The organism is Priestia sp. D51, assembly GCF_053345675.1.
This window is the reverse complement of the sequence record NZ_JBLTIR010000001.1, coordinates 988,271-1,010,103: the sequence shown is the minus strand read 5'-3', so window position 1 is coordinate 1,010,103 and position 21,833 is coordinate 988,271. Positions and strand designations below refer to the sequence as shown.

Genomic DNA, 21,833 nt, shown 5'->3' with positions numbered 1-21,833 from the left:
AGAACCACTGAACAATTCAGCGGTTTCATTCATTTAAAATACCTCTTGTATCGACAACTTTTTTTGCGTATTTTACAATCGACCAATCGATTTGACTGTGATCGGTTAACACAAGTACAACATCGCTTTTTTTAACTTCTTCTTTTGTCAGCGGGACAGAGAAATACGTTTGCTTATTTAATATAGCGGAGTCAATGTAAGGGTCATGATACGTCAGCTCATATCCTTTGGCTAAAAGACCTTCACATACCGTCAGCGCAGGCGATTCACGCATATCATTTACGTCTTTTTTATACGCGATGCCTACAACAAACACGCGTTTCTCATTTGCTGCGAGCTGCTTTTCAACACGTCTAATTACTTTATTTGGCATTTCTTCATTAATATGATGAGCAACTTCAATAAGTTCGCTCGTTAACCCATTTTGCTTTAGTTTCCATAAAAAATAAAGCGGATCAACGGGTATGCAGTGCCCTCCAATTCCGGGTCCTGGATAATACGGTGTGAACCCAAACGGCTTAGTAGATGCCGCCTGTAATACCTCATGAAAATCAATCCCTAATTCCTCGCACAATTCATTTGTTTCATTCACCAACGAAATATTGACAAGGCGCTGAATGTTTTCAAACAGCTTGCACATTTCCGCTACTTTTGGAGAAGAAACAGGTACGACTTGCTGAAAAATACTTTCATAAAACGTCTGCACGTGATAAAGGCAGTCTTTGCTGTAGCCGCTAATTACTTTTGGAATATGCTCAATATCGTATGATTTGTTTGCCGGATCAACTCGTTCTGGAGAATAAGCTAGATAAAAATCTTTACCTGCCTGTAAGTTGGAATCTTTCAAAATAGGCAACACGACTTCTTCAAGCGTGCCTGGGTAAGTAGAGCTTTCATAAATAACGGTTTGCCCTTTTACCATCTGTTCTTTTAAGAATGCAGATGCGCTAATGACTGGTCCTAGATCGGGGTTATGATTTTCTGTAATAGGAGTTGGCACGGTCACAACTACATAATCGCATGCTTGAAATGCAGAGATACCTTTTTGTAACTCATATGCTTCAAAATTTTTCTCGCTTTGAATCACATCACTATGCACATCTGGAATATAGCTTTTCCCTTGTTTTAGCGCCTCAATTTTTCGTGCGTCAATATCAAGACCAACGACGCTATAGTTTTTCTTTGCAAATAAAAGAGCAAGCGGCAATCCAACATAGCCAAGACCAATAACAGCAACTTTTTTATTCATTCTTCAACACCTCAAACAAGATATCATGTCTTCGTATGTCCGGAAGAAACTCGCCTCTTTCACTTGTTTGGCTAATATAGTATGCAAGGGCCTCAACATAATCTCCTAGAATACGCTGCGTTGATGCCGCCAAACCTTTGACTTTCATGTGCTCCTTTCGAACCCGGTTCGTTCGCGCCACATCAACAAAATGAACGGGCTGAACCATAAAGCCGTACATAATACTTTTTAATTGAAATAAAGGCGGAATAATAAGAGATTCGTAGCCAACCTTCTCCATTACATTTCGTTTAATGGCATGGGGAATAGCCGTCGTTGTATTAATTGTTAAATCAGGACGTTTACAGATAAGGTTCAGAAAATATTTGGCAGTACTTACCGAGTGAATAGGATGCACTTCATCCAGCAGACACTCTAAATTATTAAGCGCTACATCAATGCCTTGGTCAGCTGCTTCTAAATACCGTCGTAAATCTTCCGCGGAAATCACAATGTCTCCATCTATGAACAAGCAAATCTCACCGCTGCTGTACATCGCACCGATTGCTCGAGGGACGTTATGCCCAAGCCGCTGCTTGTAATGAAGAACAGTAGCACCCGCTTCAATTGCTCGCTTAACCGTCACTTCATCGGCTCCGTTGGCAACCACGATGATTTCTTCCACTCCTGCTTTTTTCACTTCTTGGATCACGCTTGCAATCGTTTCTTTTTCTTCACCTACTGGAATAACGGCGCTGTACTTAACGCCTGTTTTCCGTTTCACATTCGGTGTATAAGCCGAAACAACTTCCCGGTTTCGATCGCCGTCTGTTAGTCCGCCTCTTATTCCTTTTTCTTCAATAAGATGAGCTAACGCTTTAATGTGATCTCCAATGATATAGTTAGTGGAAATAGGAAAAGGGGAATTGGTAGGAATGGTTTTATGAGTGTTTCGAATCTTGTTTGTATAAATAACGTCTGAAGAACACGGTGCAACAATTGACATTCCTTTTAAAAGAGCAATCGTATGAGCGAGGGGCGGATGAGCTAAATTCTCGTATCCGATTTTAGCTGCTGATGTTTTTTTGATGGCATGAGGAATAGCTGTTAAGGCTTGAACAGATAAATCTTCACGCTGTAAGCACAAGTTCAGCATATATTTGGCAACAGAAACAGGATGAGGACGCACCTTTCGTTTCATAATCCATGTAAGATTATTTAAAGCGATATCATGACCGGTTTCTATAGCTTGAGTATATTTCATCAGCTCCTCATGAGGAACCGCTATATCTCCGTCCAAAAAAAGCAAAATATCTCCTTTTGCTTTTTTAGCCCCAATGGCTCTTCCGATATTAATACCAAGAGCTTCTTCATAATAAACAACGCGGCATCCTGCATCCTCGGCTATTTCCTTTGTTGTATCACTGGATCCATTTACGACGACAATAATCTCAAACGGCTTCATTTTTTGAACTTCTTTAATGACAGGTAACAAAGAATCGGCCTCGTTACAGGCTGGAATAATCACTGATACTTTCAAACTCACTCAACTCCGCTAAAAATTCGAACATACGTAATGGATACTAGTGGAATGGTTACATCCGTTGGCTCACCATATGAGCTTGATGTACGTACAACAGCAGCTGCGTCCGTAACAGCAAGCAGTGTTCCATTAATAACGTCAATAGCTGTGATGATTTGCACAAATGAACCCACATTTTCTCTTAATGCATCTTGAAACATACTTTTCTCTCCTTTCGTTTAAGCACTTTGAATGGTGACGATGCTTGTAAATGGCAGTAATACCGTTGATGTGGAAGACTCTATCAATTCTAAATAGTTATCCCCAACAAACGTCACGACGCCCTCAAGCGGACCAGCCGTTGTTTCAATTACAACTTCTTGTCCGATATACTGCTTGGCAATTTCTTTAAAAGGTGATTCTTGAGCTTCTTTAATAATACTGATCACATACTCTTTAAACGTGTCGGAATAAACAACGTCTTCTACTGCTTTTTTTGTGTTTTCCTGAATAAATTCAGCAAATCGATTTGAAAACAACAGGTATTTTATCTTTTCTACATAGCGACGGTAACAACAAAAAAACATAAAGTTTGTTCCTCCTTTTTATACTGTTATCCCTTCAAATTACCTACAACAATTGACTTAACCTAAGAGATTACTTTATCAATATATACAAGCTCTGTCGTAAAGGTGACAGAACTTTTGTCGTATTTTCATACAAATACGCACATGACTAGCCCATTTTACACAGGATCCTTGTTACCTAGTCCTGTTGAAACGAAAACAAAAAAAGACAAAGCCTTTAAGCTTTGCCTTGTTTATTTATTAAATTATGAATCAGTTGACTGCAATACGCTTTGCTCCTATATAGCGCTCTTTCCAATAGCTTGAATTTTTATCGCTAATTGTAACGCCTTTAGAAGACGATGCGTTAATAAACTGTCCGTCTCCAAGATAAATGCCTGCATGAGAAGGACCTTCTTTGTACGTTTCAAAGAAAACAAGATCTCCTACCTGCGGTTCACTTACATTTTCACCTGCTTTATAGATATCTTCAACCGTTCTTGGAATATCAACGCCTACGCTTTCTTTATATACATACTGAAGATATCCGCTGCAGTCAAATCCCGAAGGTGTAGTGCCGCCCCATTTGTACGGGGTGCCCATTAAGGATTTTGCTTTGCTGATTACTTTATCCGTATTCACTTCTGATTCGCCTTCTACAACGCCGCCTTTACCTAATGCATTGTATGTATTCTCTCCAACAATTCCATCTGCTTCTAGGTTATGTTTCTCTTGAAAAGCCATAACCGCTTTTTTTGTTTCATAATTAAAATAACGCGATACTTCGCCTTTTAAAAATCCTTTATCTTTTAACACCGTTTTAACTTGTTCAACATCATCATTTGTCATCCCTTGTTTTAAAACCGTGTCGCCAAACGCAGCATGTCCCATTGCCGGACTTGCAAATAAAGCTCCTCCTACAAGAAGCGCCGATAGCATTTTTTTCATTTCGTTTCCTCCCCGAATCATGTTTTAAGCACCGTACAACCATAACATCTGCGGATAACAATTCAATTAATAGAAGATAACAATTTGATAACAATCTTTTTAAACAGCCTCAACTCTTAGACGTAAAACGCCGAAATATAAGAAGAAGAGAAAAACAACTATTCTAGCAAATAAAGGTGATAAACATGAATTGGTTTAAACGAAACAACGTGCACCCCGAAGCCGCGGCTGTCGAATCCATCACTGTAAAGCTTCATGTATCGGACCCGATGATAAAAAAGCAGATTAACATGATTTCCTTAACGGCAGAGGATCTCGAACGCATTGCCAGATTTCAAGTTCACGCGCTGAACGCCATCGAAGAAATCGTGAATGATTTTTATAAAGCTATTGGCGAACAGGCTCATTTGGTTGCGATTATCGAAAAGCACAGCAGCGTCCATGCATTAAAACAAACGTTAAAACAGCACATCTTAGAAATGTTTGATGGACAAATAGACGACGCTTTTGTGGTAAAACGTCAAAAAATTTCCAAGATGCACGTTAAAATTGGACTTGAGCCAAACTGGTATTTGTGCGCATTTCAAAATTTATTTACGTCGCTTCTTTCAGTATGTGAACGTACGATGGAATCAAAAGAAGAATGTCTAGCTTTTATCGCAAGTATGACAAAGCTTATTAGTCTAGAACAGCAAATTGTGTTAAAAGCCTATGAGCTTGAATATGACGAGCAGCGCGCTGGACTTCAGACTCAAAAAGAGAAAATTCAGCTAGAAATCTCTCGTACATCATCTATCCTTTCCTCGTTATCTGAAGAAACGAAGAAATTTATGAATCAAGTGCACAATCAGTCTTCTGACGTCGTTTCTTATGCAAACAAAAGCTCCCAATTGGCAGAAGTCATTGAGAAAGAATCCGTTACGAGTCAAGCAAAATTAAAAGAAGAACAAAACATGCTTGGAAGCATACAAAAAAATACGTCGCTCATTCAAAACAAAATGAAAACGCTCGAACATACATCACAGCAAATCCATCAAATCGTTTCGATTGTTACTTCTATTGCGGAGCAAACGAATTTATTGGCATTAAACGCTTCGATTGAGTCTGCTCGAGCAGGTGAGCATGGAAAAGGATTTGCAGTGGTGGCACAGGAAGTACGGAAGCTTGCAGAAGAAACGAAGAAATCGATTTCTAATATTTCTACTTTTATCGGAGACATTCAAAAACAAATCGAAAGCGTTTCGGCGTTAGGTGGAGAAGTCGCTACATTAACAAAAGATACAGCTGACAATATGAACAACATTACTTCTTTTTTCACGAACGTCCTTAGCATAACAACCGAGAACAAACAGCAAACAGTTCTAACAAAAAAAGAGCTTGATAAAATCGCTGACGCAATGAAGCAGCTATCTCTGCGGATTGAGAAGATGGCCCATTCCTCAGAAGAACTTGAACGGTTAACTGAAAAAAGTTGATATGCAAAAAAGCCTTCTCAGCTTGCACAAGAAGGCTTTTTTATTTTTTCAAGCTAGCGGGCTCTTGAGAAGAACGTTCGATGAACTGGACAAAATCATCTCCGTATATGCTTCGAATCAGAGCGGTCAGCTCAACAAAGTCAGGCAGCTCTCCATAAACATCTCGCAGCGGCATCGCTCCTTGAAACAAAGGATTTTCAAGAGGGTTATAATCCTCGATCGTTTTTAAAAACATCTTTTTTCCTTCTTCTGTGAGCTGCACGTATGTATTCCGCTTATCTTTCTCATTTTTAGAAAGGGTAAGATAGCCCCGCAGGTGCAATTTTTTTGCAAAGTTAAAAGCTGTGGATAAATGCATGACGCCTAGCTTTGAAATGTCGGTCATCGACGCAATTTCCAGCTGATAAGCAATCCCTAAAATGTGATGCTCATTAATGCTCAGATCGTACGGCTTAACCCACTGTTCCCAATCCTTTTCAGTAGACTTCCAAAGAGCTTTGCTTACTTGCATCACAAGCTGATTAAACAGCATGGCATCTTTAATCGTATCTTGATTTAACGTGCGTTTCACCTCTTCACTTCCTCTCTAGAAATGCAACCGTTCACATCATTTGTCCCTAAGACTTTATAAATAAAAAGAATGAAAATATATACAGAATATTATACATGATTGCTTATATATTTCAACTTATTTTGCATAAAAATAAATTTAAACGTTTCTTTATGTAAAAAGCCAGGCGTGAACGTTCAGTGTTCACGCCTGGTTTTTAATGAATATACCGTTTACCAACTAGAAGGTTTGAAATAACGTCCGTTGGAATTTCAAACTCAATGTTTCCCATATATCCTGGAGCGACTTTGTATTTATCGAATACAATTCTAAGCTTGTGATCTTTTGTAATGTAGAAGCTTTGATTTTCAGCAATCTCTTTAAAAGGATCCATATCTTCTTCAGTCAGCCAATAGATTTTGCCTTCTTCATGCTTCATTTGATCTTTCATTTGCTGTTTAATATTTTCACTAATGACCTTTATATAGCTTTTATCTTTGAACAAACTTGGAAGCGTAACGAGCACTTCGTGTTTTTTATCAATCGTGTCGTACTGATTAACGCTCGACGTTGAAGCTCTCGATTCTTCCACATATCGATGAACCACAAGCAAATCATCGGTATCTGTCATAATATCATAGCCGCTACTGACAGCCACGTTTCCTTTCTCTTCTTTTCGTAATGTTTTCATCTCTTTTTTAAACTGTTCATACAGCTGTTCATTTTCTTTTATATACTTTTCATTTAAGTTTGTTTGAAGACCTTTGTTTTCCAAGCCTGAAATCGATGGTGTTTTCACGTCAATACGAGAATGCTTTTCTTCTTGTTTTAGTTCCTCAAATGTAATTACTTCTACTACTTTTCCCAGTACAGGAATTTTTGCCATTGCATTTGCCGCATCTGGACTTACATTCACCGTTGTGATAAAAATCATCGCTGCTGCCGCAATCGAGCTCGGCCAAATATAGAATTTCTTTTTACGAGGGTGTGAAGAAAGTGCCTGTGCAACAACACCATCTAATTCGTCTGGAATAGGAATGTCATGATACTGCTTCTTTAACTTTTCTATTTTTTCATTCATTGTTCTAAGTCCTCCTCCGTCATCGTAATCCGCAACAGGTTCAACGCTCTGTATAGCCTTGTCTTTACTGTATTTACATTTTCCTCAATGATTTCCGCAATTTCGTCCATTTTTAAATCTTCGAAAAACCGCAGAATAATAATCGTCTTATATTTAACCGGCAGCTGATCCATTGCTTGCTTTAAATCAATATCTTCATACTGATCTTCACGTCCGCTGCTCAGATACTCAAGCTCTTCATCGCCCATAAGCGTTAAACGTTTATGCTTACGCAGGAAATCGATTGCCGTTCGTACAACAATTTTATAAAGCCAGCTTTTAATCGATTGAATATCTTTGATACTGTCTATTGAAATGAGTGCTTTTTTAATCGATTCTTGCACAATATCAAGCGCATCTTCTTGATTTTTTACATAGCTAAAAGCAAGCCGGTAAAAATCTGCTTTATGCTCGCTTATGCATGCTACGAGCATCTGATGTGCATCGTGTTTTTTCATTGTCTTTCATACCCCTTCTATTTTCTCTTGCTGAAGTACATCTATAAGGTAGACGGAATGAGTAGAAAAATAGTTTGGTTTTTTTTAAAAAAAGTAAAACTAAATGATGGTCTCATGCGTCTATTAGGTAGATATATACAAAAAGGGGAATATTACTACATGAAAACCATGGGCTACAAACGTATTTTGACACTGCTTGGATGCTGTATTTTGTTTCTTGGTACAGCAGGGTATATCGTCAAAGCAAACAGTACAGAGAAAAAAACGGCAAGTATTCAAACAGATCAAACCTATCCAGACGTTGAAATTCAAACGCTAGTTAAGGACCTTACCGACGGAGGCTATGCCATTAGCTACCCTTCCTTTGGTAAAAAAGAAATTGATCAATCCATTCAAGCTTACGTAATAGATCAAGTGGCACACTATGAAAAAAATCTGAAGAAGCAGTCAAAAAAGAAAAAATCTGAATTAACGATTACATATAAAATCGTCCATTACAGCAAGCAAACGCTAAGCATTGTCTTTGATGAATATGAATCTATAAATGGAGAGAAAGGAACGTCTTCTCTCAAAACCTTTACATTTGACCTGCCTGCTCAAAAACAAATGACGTTAAAAGATTTATTTAACGAGAATGCAAACTATTTAGATCGCCTTTCGGCTATTTCATACGCTGAATTAAAAAAACAAATGAAAAAAGCTGATTTTGACCCGGGCCTTCAAAAAGGAACTCAGGCAGCCAATCAAAATTTCAGTCAGTTTGCGCTGCTTGAAAACAGTATTGTGATCTACTTTAAGCCTTATCAGCTAGGTGCTGAACAAACGAAAACCAAAACAATCGCTATCCAAAAAGATTTATTTAAAGACATGCTGAGTGATGCTTACAAAGACGAAGCCGCAAATAAAAATAAAGTCAAAGAAACGCCTCCAAAACATATCGTTAACGAAATACCGCAGCAAGGAGCGCCTATTGATCCAACTAAAAAAGTCGTTGCGATGACCTTTGATGATGGACCTAACCCTGCATCTACCAATGTGATTTTAGATGGATTAAAAGAAGTGAACGGACACGCTACCTTTTTTGTGTTAGGAAGCCGCGTTCAATATTATCCTGAAACAATCCAACGTATGGTGAAGGAAGGCAACGAAGTCGGAAATCACTCTTGGGACCACCCTCAGCTCACACGTTTAAATGAAGCGCAGGTCAAACACCAAATAGGCGATACCCAAGCGCTTATTAAACAAGTGAGCGGCTATGAACCAATGCATGTACGTCCTCCTTATGGAGCTGTGAACGCAAATGTAAGACGTTATGTCGGAAATGTTGGCGTGACTCTATGGGATATCGATCCTGAAGACTGGAAATATCGAAACGTTCCTCACTCCGTTCAAGCAGTTATGAGCCAAGTCGGAGACGGGAAAGTTATTTTAATGCATGATATTTACCAAACAAGTGCCGAAGCAGCAGTTGAAATTATGAAGCAGCTTCACGCACAAGGATATCAGCTTGTTACGATTTCACAGCTAGAACAAGTAAAAAAAGAGCGGGAACAGCTGCACTTGCAGTAGAGGATCGCAGACGAATGCGCTGCAGCCATTAGGATGGCTGCAGCGCTTTTGTTTTTTTTATGCGATGTTTAATAAAGGCTATACAGAGCAGCGTAAGCGGAATCACTACGTGAAAAGGGATAAAAAGTAGCACCGGCATAATCGTTAAGCCTTCTTTTAAATGCTCTTGAAAATTACTTGCAATCGTCAGAGAAAAAAATAAAATCACCGTGCCAACAGGATATGTCAGCGCAGAAGGTCGTTTTACCTTAAACAGCGTGGAAAGCCCCACAATTACCGCGTAAAAAAAGACGCTGATTTTAACAAACCCTCCAATGACTAACGCAATCATAAAAAACACGTCTAGCCGCTCTAAAAAATCAGCTACTCTAATGCTCTCTACCGTACTTAAAAGCGGAAAGACCGACCTGTTAGTCAACCCTATCCCTAATACACTCACGTTGATCGCCATTGTAATTGCTAAATTAATGCCGCTTAACACAATGCCGCAAAGGCCTACAAGCTTTACTTTTTTAGGATCTTTTACATATGGAAAAATCATCGTAAACACAACAGCTTCTCCATACGGAATATACAGAGTCTGAGTGGCGACTGTTTTTAAAACCGGCCAAATCCCATCTCCAAGTATCGGTTTTAAAGAAGTAAAATCAATTAATCCTGAAACAAAAATAAGCACAAATCCTGCTACAGCCAAGATATACATCAAAATAAACATGAGCTCTCCTGCCCGAGCCACTACTTCAAGTCCTTTGTGCACAGTATAAATAATCAACAGCATCAACATCGCGTTCACGACAAACAAAGGGCTGTCGGGGTAGCCAAATGTCAGCAGCATTTCTCCAAAATCACGAAGTACGCGAGCGGCAGCATATGAAAAATGAAGCAAATATAAAAAAGCAAGTGCAGATCCCAAGACTTTCCCTAGCAGCTTTTGCATGTATTCTGTCGGCAGCATATTAGGATAGTACCTATACAGCCGGTAGTAAATGAGGTAAAGCAATAAGCTCCCAAACATACCGAGTAAAATAGCAAGCCAGGCGTCTTGTTTTGCATCCATTGCAAGCGGAATGAGCAATGCGCTTCCATGTTCAAAAAGGACGATTAAAATAAAAAACTGCACAGAGCTAATTTTCACTTTTTCCACTCATTGCTCCCTCCTGTTTACTGGCGTTGTTTTACCGCATCAGACATAAACGACTTGTTTCGCAAACCTGCTCGTCTTACATACGCTTCTACTTTCACATCCATCTCCACTTCAGGAAAATACACATCGCTCCACTCATGCTGAAGCCTTTTCCACTGCCTCGGATAATTTTCGTGCACGACTTCTCCAAATCCCACAACATCCGTCTGTTTTTTTTGAGCAAAAGCAAACGCTTCTTTTATTTCGTTTTCAATCGCTGCTTCTATTTTTTTTTCAATATCAAGAATCACAAATGGATTTTTAATATCTATAGGTACTTCCATTTCACCAATATCTCCTTCTACTCTAGTTCGTACAATCATCTTTGGTTTGCCGTTTACCATATTTGCACTCACGTTTGTTCGCTGACGGACGACTTGATAAGCAATGGCTTTCTTTTTATCTTTCCATGAAATATTCACATCTGTTCCCTGCACTTTATCCCGCAGCCACATCACGCCTCGCGCTTTTTTTCCATATAAAAATGTAATCAACTTCCCATCTTTAAACATGCCGAGTCCTTCTGCACGAAGAGTCGATTCAGGAGCAGTTTGCTGAAGATTTTGCAGCGTTTGGGCTTTTTGAGCGCTACCTCTTATTCCAAACCCTGACATCAGCGCTTGACTTCCCGGGGATTCAAGGTTTTTCATAACTTCTTGAGCCGATACTTTCATATGTTCTCCCCACTTTTTTTCGGTGAGCTCCAGCGTTTTAAGGACTTTATTAGCTGGAATTTTATCAATTGGCGTAAGAGATTTTACAAAACTGGAAGCTTTTACGCCGTTTGCAATGACCATATCAGATGTAATTCGAAATTCCGGATCTCGGTCAATGCCATCAATAATGACATCAATGCCTTCCGTTCTCGCTAGGCTTTCTCCGATAACAATTAAGTTTGTATGAGCGTAGTACAGTCTTCTTGATACCGTGCTCGATGCTCTTCTGCTTGCTTCCACTAAGTTTGCGCCTTTTGCTCCGTATACGGAAACAGACGGACTTTGGGTACCACCCCCGCCGCCTTGAAGACCGCCGGCTACGTTACCTGGATTAATAATTTGCAGCGTGATTTGATACTGACCATCTTTTGTTTTATCAATTCCCATCGCTGCGACAATCGCTAAATCGGTTAATTCCTTACTGCTCCAGCAGCTTGAAAGGATGCAAATCGAAAATGCCATAACTGTACATAAAAGCCCTTTACGCATCACTTTGATCGCCTTCTTTCACCGTAGTGTTTGCCATTCCCCGGCTTTTAGGAGGCATTGGGCGCTGGTTGTCTCCTTCTCTCACCATATTTCCACTACTGATGAGCCTTGGTCTTTGTCTAAGCGTCCACCACGGCATGCGAACAATGGTATCACCTGAATTGCTCGGAATAAATGGAGCAAGAGGCGTCATGTATGGAACACCGAATGAACGAAGACTGCAGAGATGAACAATCATCATTAAAAAGCACAGGATAATGCCATAAAACCCGAAAGTAGCCGCTGCAATCATAAAAACAAAGCGAATGAGCCGAGCAGAAATCGCAATGGCAAATGAAGGCGTCGCAAAGCTTGCAATCGCCGTCATCGCTACAACAATAACCATCGCTGGAGACACAATCCCTGCTTGAACCGATGCTTGCCCAATCACGAGCGCTCCTACAATTGAAACTGCAGAACCGATTGCCCTTGGAAGTCGAATACCAGCTTCTCGCAAAATTTCAAATGTGACTTCCATAATGAGCGCTTCAACCAAGGAAGGAAACGGAACATCTTCCCGCTGTGCAGCAATGGCGATGAGCAGCTTCGTCGGAACCATTTCTTGATGAAAAGTTGTGATCGCTACATACGTAGCCGGTGCAATCAGTGAAATAAAAAAAATAAGAATGCGTAAAAAACGAATCGACGTGGCAATATCAAAGCGCGAATAATAATCTTCAGGAGACTGAAAAAACTGAATGAAGACAGCAGGTGCAATCAGAACGAATGGCGTTCCGTCTACAAAAATCGCAATACGCCCTTCTAAGAGATTTCCTGCAACGATATCGGGACGCTCCGTGTGATACATTGTAGGAAAAGTAGTGTACGTTTGGTCTTCAATAAGCTGCTCTACATAGCCTGATTCTAAAATGCTATCGATATTAATTTGGTTAAGACGCTGCTTTACTTCTTTTACGATTTTGTCATTGGCAATCCCATTAATGTACATCATTGAAACGTCTGTCTGCGTTACTTTCCCAATCTTCATCGTTTCTACCCATAAGTCAGGCGATTTGATAATTCGCCTGACCATGGGCATGTTTTTAGCAATCGATTCCGTGAACCCTTCCTTAGAACCCCGAACGACAAGCTGTGTAGTCGGTTCTTGAATTGAACGCCACTCCCCGCCCTTCGTACCTGCACTCATCGCATGGTTGTTTCCATCTATCAAGATAAGCGTGTCTCCTGACATCAAGGCGGGAAACACTTCACTCCACGTATGTAAAATCGCAACGTCTCCAATTCCTACTACATCTTCTTTTAATAACGTAAAGGCGTTTTGAGGTGTTATTGGTTCAGAAAACACGTCATCTTTCATCATGGTGTCTACTAAAAGCTCTTGGATAGACTGATTGTCTACAATTCCGTCTATATAGATAACAGCGGCTTGAATGGCTGCCCTTTCCCCAATTTTTATATAGCGGATCACCATATCCGAGCTGTTCCCCGTTCGCTTTTTTATGTTAGCTATATTACCTTCAAGCGACTGCATCAGCAGTTCTTGTTCCTCTGGTAGCGAACCCTCTGTTTCCTTTTTATTGTCTTTGCTTTTTTTATTTTTAAATAAAGAAGGCACGATTAAAAACACCTTTCTTTTCTTTTTTTTAGCTTTTTCCAAATAAATGCTTTGTATGCAATTTTTAATAGAGCAATCAAAGCGTAAGACCAAAAAAATAACAAAAACTATCAGTAGAATGTTTTTAAGAAAAAAATAAAAACGGAGAGTGAGACATATGAAAATCGTTTGGATATCAGCTTTACTGTTAGGATGCTTAATGGGATTTTCTATCAGCGTGGATATGATGCAAGGATTTAGTTTTTCCATGGCCTTGCAAAATGCCTACAGTCCGTTTCGTGTTATGGAGTTTGCTGAATTATTTGTCCTTTTTTTCCTTTTGTTCTGTTTTGTAGTTGAAGTATTTTACCGCTCATTTAAAGTAAAAAAAGCAAAACAGCAGCAAAAATAAAACTCCGTAAAAAACACATATTTCTCCTTTTTACCACCTATTCTCCTTTCCATTTAAATGTTATAATTTTCATAATTGGAGAAACTTTTACACGCCTTTCTTCATGGAAAGCTGTACGCTTAAACTACAAAATAAATATTAACTTTGAACTAAAAGGTGAAGAAATGATGAAAAAAAAATTAGCCGTTATTAGTACAGCTTGCTTACTTATTCTTGCAAGTGACCCCATCTCTTCTTATGCTACTCCTGATTCCCCGGATTCCTCTTCCGATGTTTTGGACCAGTCAACGGACGTGGATACAACTGAAGATGTAAAAGCTATTTTTGACTCTCTTTATCAAGAAGGCTATTCGCTCGGAGAAGAAGATGGATACGCACAGAAAAAATTCGAGCAGTTCGATCAAACAACAGGGCTGGACAAATCTTCTGAAGAATTCACATGGTTTATGATGGGGTATTCGGTAGGATATAAAAAAGGACAGCAGCAAAAAGAGGAAGAGCTCAAGACTGAACAAGAAAATGAAATGGCTGCCGGCGAAGAGGAAGGCTATCAGCAAGGCGTCCTTGATTACAAACATGCTACTATTCAATCAGAAATCGACCCCTTCCCTTCTAAGTCATCCGACTGGAATAAAGGTTATGTTCAAGGCTACAAAAAAGCTATTTCTTTAATGGACCTATCTGTTAAAGCAAAAAAAGAAGGCTATGAACAAGGTCTTGAAAATGATTCGATGAGTGTTCCCAGCATGTATGATGATGAGGATGTCACACGTCAGGCTTTTACAGAAGGCTTTGAAACCGCTCAAGCCGAAGTACTGAATCAGCAAAAAAAGCAGTTTGAAAAGCAAGGCTACGTACAAGGCTATCACGACCTTCCACTCGAAGTACCTGCAGAAGCAGAGGGCGAATTGCAAACAGCCTTTGAACAAGGATATGAAAAAGGACAGAAACAAAAACAAAAAGACGTAAAAGCAGATGGATACGACTCAGCTTTCACTTATCAGACCTATAGAGCGCCTAAAAGTCTTCAGGATAAGCCTCAACTAGAAAAATGGTACAAAGCAGGTTTTTATTCGAATAAAGATGTGAAATCTTTACAGCAAAAAGCTTATAAAGACGGCTGGAAACTAGGAAAAGAAATGAGCGTTCCGAAAAAATACAAGCAAAATAAAGCTGCGGTGGCGATGTACAAGAAATATTTTGAACAAGGCCAAAAAAAGCAGGATAAAACAGTGAGTCATATCCTGCTCGGCAGCGGTATCGTTCTTACACTGCTTGCCCTTATCACGCTATGGAGACTTCGCCGCCGTAAAAATGAAGAGACAACACTAGATAGCTAAAGACAAGTACATAAAAAACCCGGAAAATCATGATTTTCCGGGTTTTTATGTTAAATAATCATTCGTTTATTTTCCGCAAGCTGAACTTCTTGCTCCTGTTTTGACTGATTTTGTTTTCGAATTTTCAAATAATAATAAACATAACAGCCTATAAAGAAGATACCTCCGCAGTATAACGCCATTCGCTGCTCAGGATCAAACGCAAGACTGATCATAACAATACAGTTCGTAATAAGCGCTACGATAGGCAGAACCGGATAAAGAGGTGTTCTAAATTTCAGATCTTCTACTTTTCCACCTTTAGCCACGTAAGCACGACGGAACGCAAGCAGTGAAGCTGTAATCGCAATCCAGCCAATTTGAGCGCCAAGTCCAGCGAGTGAAATCAGCCATACGAAAACGGTTTTAGCTGCCACTACGCTTGAAAGCAGCGAAAAACATGAAATCACAAGCGTAATTAATAGTGCATTAAACGGTACACCTCTTTTGTTGACTTTTCCAAGCGCAGGACTTGCCATTCCTTCTCTTGAAAGAGAATAAAGCATACGTGTAGCCGCGTAAAACCCAGAGTTTGCGACTGAAAGAAGAGCTGTTAAAATGATAAAGTTCATAATATCCGCCGCGTAAGGTACACCTACACTATCTAACACAACAACAAACGGGCTTTCTACAACGCCTGCTTTTTCACGAGGAATCATGCTTGCTAAGACAAACACGGATAAGACGAAAAAGAAAAGCGTACGCCAAACCGTTTGTTTGATCGCTTTTGGAATTGTTTTTTCCGGATTTTCACTTTCTCCCGCCGCAATTCCAATCAATTCTGTTCCTTGAAACGAAAAGTTCACCGTAATCATTGTAATCAGCAAAGCCGTTACTCCGTTTGGAAACAGCCCTTCGGCAAAGAAGTTTGATAGAAGCGGTGCTTCCTGTCCGCTTTTCATATCAATAAGTCCAAACATTGCCGCTCCACCTACCACAATGAACATAATGATGGCGAAAATTTTAACGCTTGAAAACCAAAATTCTGTTTCACCAAATGCTTTGGCTGAAAGTGCATTTAGTGAAAAAATTAACGCTCCAAAAATGGCGCACCATAACCAAACGGGCGAGTCTGGGAACCATCTTTGCATTAATTGTCCGGCAGCTAAAAACTCAAGTGCCACCGTTACTGCCCATCCTAGCCAGTACAGCCATCCAATCGCAAAACCGGTTGCAGGGCCGATAAATTTAGTGGAGTACGTTTGAAACGATCCTGCAACTGGCATAGCAACGGATAATTCTCCAAGACACAGCATCGTTAGATACATAATGATCCCTCCTACTAAGTAGGAAATCATTGCTCCCATCGGACCTGCTTCATTGATGGTATAACCTGAACCAAGAAAAAAACCGGTACCAATACATCCCCCTAGTGATATCATAAAAAGATGCCTTGTTTTCATCGTTCTTTTTAATTCTCCTGGCTGTCCCTGTGGAATATTCATCCCATTTCCTCCCTTTGCTGCATAAAAATGAAATCGCTTTCATTTTTATAGGTTTATTTTGTTTTTATAGCCGCTTATTACGCAGCTCTTCCTGACTGAAGTCAATTGATGCCGGATGATTTTCAAATGGCGCCACCCCCGTAGCGAGGATGGCAGCCGCTTAGTCCTGTATGACCGTTTCTTGGATCATAACAGATTTTCTCCACACGATACCTGTAAGTAGCTTTTTCTTATAAAAGCTTATCACCAAACAATGAACTCATTAACGCAACCGCTACTTCTGCAGTTTTGTTATGCTGATCTAAAATAGGGTTCACTTCTACAAATTCAGCGGATGTGACCATGTCTGCTTCCGCTAACATTTCCATTGCTAAATGACTTTCTCGGTAGCTGATGCCGCCTTTTACAGGTGTACCTACGCCTGGTGCATCATCTGGATCTAAGCCGTCTAAGTCCAGCGACAGGTGCACACCGTCTGTACCGCTTAAATAATCAATCGTTTCTTTCATCACTTGCGTCATACCTAAACGATCAATTTCATGCATGGTATACACTTTAATTCCTTTTTCTTTAATTAACTCTTTTTCACCATCATCCAACGAGCGTGCACCGATAATAACTAGATTTTCAGGTTTAATTTTTGGTGTATACCCTCCAATATTTAAAAGTACAGGATGTCCTATACCCAGGCTCACCGCTAACGGCATGCCGTGAATGTTGCCCGATGGAGATGTTTCAGCGGTGTTTAAATCACCATGAGCATCATACCAAATAACGCCTAAATTTTCTGAACCTTTTGCGACTCCTGCAAGCGTTCCAATTGCAATACTGTGATCTCCGCCTAATATTAACGGAAAGCGGTCTTGCTCTTTCACTTCTTCAACTCTTGCAGCAAGCTGTTCATTTCCGCTGGCTACAGCCGCTAAGTTTTTCAAATTCGTGTTTTTATCCACGTCTGCCCGTTCTTTAATCTCTACTTTAATATCGCCTTCATCATGTACGGTATAGCCAAGAGCTTCTAAGCGTGTATTCATGCCCGCATAGCGGATTGCGCTCGGCCCCATGTCTACGCCCCTTCTTGTTTGCCCGTAATCCATTGGTACACCGATAATTGAAATTTCTTTTTTCATTTTCTATACCTCCGTTGCATGTTAGTCTGTGTGAAGTAAACATAGGCGTTTATTTAACTATGTATTTTTTCATTGATACAGCCCCTCATCTATTTCTTATGCAAAAATGATGCCAACTTTGTTTGTAGCATTCTATCAGTCTTTTTATCACAGTTTTTCTTACACATGCCAAAAAAACTGTCGATTTCTACAACTTTTTGGCAAACTACGCAAATTTTTTTGTCGTTTGGTTTAAAATCGCCAATTTTATTTGCTTTCTTAAAAAGGAGTGAGCCAATATATAAATGAAACCTGCGTTTACCATCGCAATAAAAAATCCGAACGCTTTAGATTCTCTATCAAGAATCAAACGCGTTCGGATCTTCCTTCAACTAAGCTACTTTTATCCCATTTAATTTGTAATAACGTCTCCGTCTTCATCATCGCCGGTATCGTTTTCACCAGGATCTTTTTCTAATGAGACTACTTTCTTTTCTTCATCCCATTTCACTTTGTAGCCAAGTGATTTGGCTACTTTGATAACCGATAAATAGGAGTGGTGATTTGGCTTATACAGCTTTAAATCACTCGAATCAATGACGCCTAATCCTAGCAGCAAGCGGTCGGACTGAACGTAAGGCTTTCCATCAATCAGTTTTACTTGCTTATCAGTAAATGGATACACGGCACGGTTGACTTCGACCGTAAACTCTCCTTTTTTCTCTTCTTTAATTGGTTTTGGCTGTTTGGATACATATTTAATTGCGTCTACTCCTAATACCGTGCCTTGGCGCGTATTATCAGCACCTCCGTACATTTTCCCCGTTTCATAGTCATAGATAACCGCTTGGACATTTCCAATATGCTCTGGCTTTTCTTCAAACGCATGTCCTTTAGCCATCATTTCAAGGAGTGTATCTTGGCTAAAGCCAGGTTCCCATCTTACGGTTGGATAGCCGCTTGAATAAATACGAGGCGTTAAAATCGCTTTTTGAATTGGCATCTTATGGTCAATAACATTCATAATCGTTTCTGCTACAGACGCAATAATGGTTGGGCCTCCCGGTGAACCAATTGCCATGAACGGCTTTCCGTCTTTTAACAGCATCGTTGGAGACATGCTGCTTCGAGGACGTTTTTTAGGCTCAACCTGGTTCACGCCTCCCGGAGTGGCATCAAAATCCGTCATTTCATTGTTGAGCATAAATCCGTAGTCAGGAACCATAATTCCTGAACCAAAAACTTGTTCAATGGTAGTCGTGTAAGAAACCATGTTTCCCCATTTGTCTACAACAGAGAAATGAGTCGTTTGGCCGATTGGATTTTCTTCCGTTACCGTTGCTTTATTTGGATTTTCTTTTCCTTCATATTTCCAAGGGTCTCCTTCTTTAACATTAGGCGTTGCTTTATTTGGATTAATTAATTTACGACGTTCTTTAATATAATCTTCATCTAACAGGCCTTTTTTCGGCACTTCGTAAAAGTCTTCATCTGCCATATACGCCGCGCGGTCTGCAAAAGCTAAGTGCATCGCTTCCGTTAAATGCTGCAAATACTGTGGCGTATTGGAACCCATTTTTTCTACATCATAACCTTCCATTAGCTTTAAAATTTGCTGCACGGTTAATCCGCCGGAGCTAGGAGGAGCCGCACTAACCACATCGTAGCCTCGGTAAGTTGTTTTGACCGGCTCGCGTTCTTTTACAACATAATTTTTTAAATCATCCATGGTCATGCTTCCACCGCGTTTTTGAACTTCTTTAACAAGTGCTTTTCCAATTTCTCCTTTATAAAGAGCGTCTGACCCTTCTTTTTGAATAAGCTTTAATGTTTTCGCAAGATCAGGCTGAACAAGCTTATCTCCTTCTTTTAACGGCTTGCCATTCGGTACAAATACATTACCGGCCGTTTGGTATCTTTCAAGCTTGTCCGCATTTTCATCGATATACTGAGCCATCGACCAATTCACTTTAATTCCTTGTTCCGCTTGAGTAATAGCAGGTTTAATAACATCTGATAAGTCCATTGTTCCATAATCTTCAAGGGCTGTTTCTACTCCTTTTAACGTGCCCGGAACTCCAACTGCTTTTCCTGTTATGTGACGCTTACTGAAAGGAATGACTTTTCCTTTTGAATCTAAAAACAGCTTAGAGGTGACATCAGCCGGTGCCATTTCACGGCTGTCTAGCATCGTAATTTTATCTTTCTTTTTTTCATAAATCATCATAAAACCGCCGCCGCCGATACCAGACATCATCGGTTCCACAACGTTTAGAGATAGTTGAATGGCCGCTGCCGCATCTACAGCGTTTCCGCCTTCAGCTAACACTTTCCTCCCCGCTTCAGCAGCCAGCGGGTGAGATGCCGCTACAATTCCTTGTGTAGCACCCCGTTTCATTGAATGGTCGACACCCGGAACTTCAGCAGCAGCTGGTGTGACAACTAAACATAAACTAAATAACGTAATAGCCAACATCTTCATAACCTTCATCTGGGTCTCCTCCTTCAAATGCATTATTTCACATCGCCTGAGACGATGGATTTCACGAAGAATAAATTGGTTTATTATGATATTTTTTACATATGCGTATAAATAAAAAGCAAAGTAAATCATACCTTTGCTTTTTTAGTTAATCGCATGTTTAACTTTTCTCTCTATTCATTTACAATTATCTATATTTTCTAACAATTTATCCATAGGCTGATAGTTTCTTACTATTTTTGGAACTATGTAGACTGAACGCTCTAATAATGTAGAAAATCTAGCAGTTAAGAAGTCGTTCGACTTACATGCACTTCTTAAATTTTTTATAAATATTCTTATTGTTATATAAAAAGCAATCCTTTATGAAAATCAGCATACGTTTTCTGAAAATCAAAAATAAAACAGGACTTTAGATTCATCGTCCTGTTTGGAGCATGTTTTCGACTTTTTTAATGTCCGCGTGCGTAGGATTGATTTCCCGAGCATAGGCGATTTGTTCTTTCGCTTTTTCCATTTCTTTTAATTGAATATAGGTTTTGGCGAGTTCGAGCGGCAGCATAATCCCTTCAAAACCAAGATCTTGCGCCTTCTGCAAATAAAACAGCGATTTTTCGTAATTCCCTCCAAACATAAGCGGAGTTTCCCGATATTTTATTCCTCGAACGAAGTGCGCCAAGCTTGAAGATGGATTTAATGTTAATGCCTGATGAAGAGCCCGGTCCATTTCTAAGTTCAATACCATTTTTTCAAAGATAATTGATTCTTCGATTTGCTTTGCTAAACAAACGGCTAAGTAACAGTACAAATCAGATGCTTGAGGTTTTTTCTTCATTTCTTGTTGAATTTCGCGCTTGATCTCTTTCCACTTTCCCTCTTCTAGCTGATTCATGACGTATTGTGCATGTATTCCCACCTGTTTGCCCTCCTTTTCCTCTTTATCATAAAGGATTTCTGCGCAAATGAAAAAAGTAAGTGTTCTTCATTCTTCACAAAAAACGTTACCATTAAAAAATAGGCAAATTTCTCAATCACTTAACCCAATTAGTACATAGGATATAGAGACTTTTATTAAAGGAGGTTACACATATGGGCGCAAAAGGCGGTTTTGGTTTTTCATTTATCGTTGTTTTATTTATCCTATTAGTAATCGTAGGGTGTTCTTGCTACTACTAATTTCTAGAGAGGATGAACATCATTCATCCTCTCCTATTTCAAAAAAAACCATGCTTTCGCATGGCTACATACCGATTAGATGAATGAGTAGAGGAACTCATTGTTCGGCAATATTGAAGAAATTTTTGGTTTTTACTTCCGCCTAGTATGCCCTTTTTGACGGGGGCTATGCGCAAATAAAGTTAACGTTTAAAAGCGAAAGCCAGACGCACCTACAATAACAAGTAAAACAAATAACACAACGATTAACGCAAAATTTTGTTTTCCCACGTACCATCCCTCACTTCCTGTTATCTGCTTTTAGTGTATGCAACAGCTTGGCAAAATGTTTAGGACAGGGGTGCGGATTTTTCCAATGAGAAAAACCTTCAAATTTCGCCAAAAAAAGTGAATCATATTTTTGTTTCTTTCG

General features: G+C 39.7%; 21 protein-coding genes. 5 read left to right on the top strand and 16 right to left on the bottom strand.

The window, feature by feature from the left end:
• Positions 1-25 precede the first annotated feature (25 nt).
• The 5 genes from ACNHOZ_RS05230 to ACNHOZ_RS05210 all read right to left on the bottom strand — a co-directional run bounded on the left by ACNHOZ_RS05230 (position 26) and on the right by ACNHOZ_RS05210 (position 4,264).
• Entirely contained in the window at positions 26-1,249 is a 1,224-nt protein-coding gene (locus tag ACNHOZ_RS05230; protein WP_048019960.1) for a nucleotide sugar dehydrogenase, read from the bottom strand.
• Positions 1,242-2,768: a glycosyltransferase family 2 protein gene (locus tag ACNHOZ_RS05225; RefSeq protein ID WP_048019959.1), complete on the bottom strand. Its 1,527-nt coding sequence runs from the start codon at positions 2,766-2,768 to the stop codon at positions 1,242-1,244. Before ACNHOZ_RS05225 ends, ACNHOZ_RS05230 begins: the two co-directional genes overlap by 8 nt.
• 2 nt (positions 2,769-2,770) lie before the next feature.
• Positions 2,771-2,971: a hypothetical protein gene (locus ACNHOZ_RS05220; RefSeq protein ID WP_033579930.1), complete on the bottom strand. Its 201-nt coding sequence runs from the start codon at positions 2,969-2,971 to the stop codon at positions 2,771-2,773.
• A gap of 18 nt (positions 2,972-2,989) precedes the next feature.
• Entirely contained in the window at positions 2,990-3,337 is a 348-nt protein-coding gene (locus ACNHOZ_RS05215; RefSeq protein WP_048019958.1) for a hypothetical protein, read from the bottom strand.
• A gap of 252 nt (positions 3,338-3,589) precedes the next feature.
• Positions 3,590-4,264, bottom strand: coding sequence for a C40 family peptidase (locus ACNHOZ_RS05210; protein WP_033579928.1), 675 nt, complete (start codon positions 4,262-4,264; stop codon positions 3,590-3,592).
• Positions 4,265-4,449: 185 nt separating this feature from the next.
• Here ACNHOZ_RS05210 and ACNHOZ_RS05205 point away from each other — a divergent pair, with 185 nt between their 5' ends.
• Positions 4,450-5,739 (top strand): globin-coupled sensor protein, encoded by a 1,290-nt coding sequence (locus tag ACNHOZ_RS05205; RefSeq protein WP_048019957.1) that lies wholly within the window; start codon positions 4,450-4,452, stop codon positions 5,737-5,739.
• 40 nt (positions 5,740-5,779) lie between these two features.
• Here the strand turns inward: ACNHOZ_RS05205 and ACNHOZ_RS05200 are convergent, their stop codons facing one another.
• The 3 genes from ACNHOZ_RS05200 to ACNHOZ_RS05190 all read right to left on the bottom strand — a co-directional run bounded on the left by ACNHOZ_RS05200 (position 5,780) and on the right by ACNHOZ_RS05190 (position 7,867).
• The gene (locus tag ACNHOZ_RS05200) at positions 5,780-6,310 is read right to left on the bottom strand and encodes an HTH-type transcriptional regulator Hpr (RefSeq protein ID WP_028415001.1); all 531 of its coding nucleotides are present in this window, start codon (positions 6,308-6,310) and stop codon (positions 5,780-5,782) included.
• 196 nt (positions 6,311-6,506) lie between these two features.
• Complete coding sequence (locus tag ACNHOZ_RS05195) at positions 6,507-7,370, bottom strand: RsiV family protein (RefSeq protein WP_028415002.1); 864 nt, start codon at positions 7,368-7,370, stop codon at positions 6,507-6,509.
• Positions 7,367-7,867: an RNA polymerase sigma factor gene (locus tag ACNHOZ_RS05190; protein ID WP_447697052.1), complete on the bottom strand. Its 501-nt coding sequence runs from the start codon at positions 7,865-7,867 to the stop codon at positions 7,367-7,369. The genes ACNHOZ_RS05195 and ACNHOZ_RS05190 overlap by 4 nt, the downstream gene beginning before the upstream one ends.
• A gap of 159 nt (positions 7,868-8,026) precedes the next feature.
• Between ACNHOZ_RS05190 and ACNHOZ_RS05185 the strand changes: the two genes are divergently transcribed.
• Positions 8,027-9,436: a polysaccharide deacetylase family protein gene (locus ACNHOZ_RS05185; protein WP_048019956.1), complete on the top strand. Its 1,410-nt coding sequence runs from the start codon at positions 8,027-8,029 to the stop codon at positions 9,434-9,436.
• A gap of 28 nt (positions 9,437-9,464) precedes the next feature.
• Here ACNHOZ_RS05185 and ACNHOZ_RS05180 read toward each other — a convergent pair whose 3' ends face one another.
• From ACNHOZ_RS05180 to ACNHOZ_RS05170, 3 genes are read right to left on the bottom strand one after another with little or no spacing between them, the layout of a single operon-like run.
• Positions 9,465-10,580, bottom strand: coding sequence for a GerAB/ArcD/ProY family transporter (locus ACNHOZ_RS05180; RefSeq protein ID WP_028415005.1), 1,116 nt, complete (start codon positions 10,578-10,580; stop codon positions 9,465-9,467).
• Positions 10,581-10,597: 17 nt separating this feature from the next.
• Positions 10,598-11,827 carry a Ger(x)C family spore germination protein gene (locus ACNHOZ_RS05175; RefSeq protein WP_048407607.1) on the bottom strand — a complete coding sequence of 410 codons (1,230 nt, stop codon included), beginning with the start codon at positions 11,825-11,827 and terminating at the stop codon, positions 10,598-10,600.
• Positions 11,817-13,439, bottom strand: a complete 1,623-nt coding sequence (locus ACNHOZ_RS05170; RefSeq protein WP_034270531.1) for a spore germination protein — start codon at positions 13,437-13,439, stop codon at positions 11,817-11,819. Before ACNHOZ_RS05170 ends, ACNHOZ_RS05175 begins: the two co-directional genes overlap by 11 nt.
• 157 nt (positions 13,440-13,596) lie before the next feature.
• Between ACNHOZ_RS05170 and ACNHOZ_RS05165 the strand changes: the two genes are divergently transcribed.
• Both ACNHOZ_RS05165 and ACNHOZ_RS05160 read left to right on the top strand, forming a co-directional pair.
• Positions 13,597-13,830: a hypothetical protein gene (locus tag ACNHOZ_RS05165; protein ID WP_182029200.1), complete on the top strand. Its 234-nt coding sequence runs from the start codon at positions 13,597-13,599 to the stop codon at positions 13,828-13,830.
• A gap of 167 nt (positions 13,831-13,997) precedes the next feature.
• Positions 13,998-15,170, top strand: coding sequence for a hypothetical protein (locus ACNHOZ_RS05160; RefSeq protein WP_328179568.1), 1,173 nt, complete (start codon positions 13,998-14,000; stop codon positions 15,168-15,170).
• A gap of 50 nt (positions 15,171-15,220) precedes the next feature.
• Here ACNHOZ_RS05160 and ACNHOZ_RS05155 read toward each other — a convergent pair whose 3' ends face one another.
• From ACNHOZ_RS05155 to ACNHOZ_RS05140, 4 genes are all read right to left on the bottom strand, one after another.
• Positions 15,221-16,654, bottom strand: coding sequence for an amino acid permease (locus ACNHOZ_RS05155; protein WP_043978423.1), 1,434 nt, complete (start codon positions 16,652-16,654; stop codon positions 15,221-15,223).
• Positions 16,655-16,884: 230 nt separating this feature from the next.
• Positions 16,885-17,784, bottom strand: coding sequence for an arginase (gene rocF, locus ACNHOZ_RS05150; RefSeq protein ID WP_034270538.1), 900 nt, complete (start codon positions 17,782-17,784; stop codon positions 16,885-16,887).
• 391 nt (positions 17,785-18,175) lie between these two features.
• The gene (gene ggt / locus ACNHOZ_RS05145; protein WP_447697051.1) at positions 18,176-20,254 is read right to left on the bottom strand and encodes a gamma-glutamyltransferase; all 2,079 of its coding nucleotides are present in this window, start codon (positions 20,252-20,254) and stop codon (positions 18,176-18,178) included.
• Positions 20,255-20,663: 409 nt separating this feature from the next.
• Positions 20,664-21,161, bottom strand: coding sequence for a tetratricopeptide repeat protein (locus ACNHOZ_RS05140; RefSeq protein ID WP_028415012.1), 498 nt, complete (start codon positions 21,159-21,161; stop codon positions 20,664-20,666).
• A gap of 173 nt (positions 21,162-21,334) precedes the next feature.
• Here ACNHOZ_RS05140 and ACNHOZ_RS05135 point away from each other — a divergent pair, with 173 nt between their 5' ends.
• Complete coding sequence (locus ACNHOZ_RS05135) at positions 21,335-21,421, top strand: YjcZ family sporulation protein (protein WP_016765201.1); 87 nt, start codon at positions 21,335-21,337, stop codon at positions 21,419-21,421.
• A 189-nt stretch (positions 21,422-21,610) separates the two neighbouring features.
• Here the strand turns inward: ACNHOZ_RS05135 and ACNHOZ_RS05130 are convergent, their stop codons facing one another.
• Positions 21,611-21,691, bottom strand: a complete 81-nt coding sequence (locus tag ACNHOZ_RS05130) for a YjcZ family sporulation protein (RefSeq protein WP_016765202.1) — start codon at positions 21,689-21,691, stop codon at positions 21,611-21,613.
• Positions 21,692-21,833 lie beyond the last annotated feature (142 nt).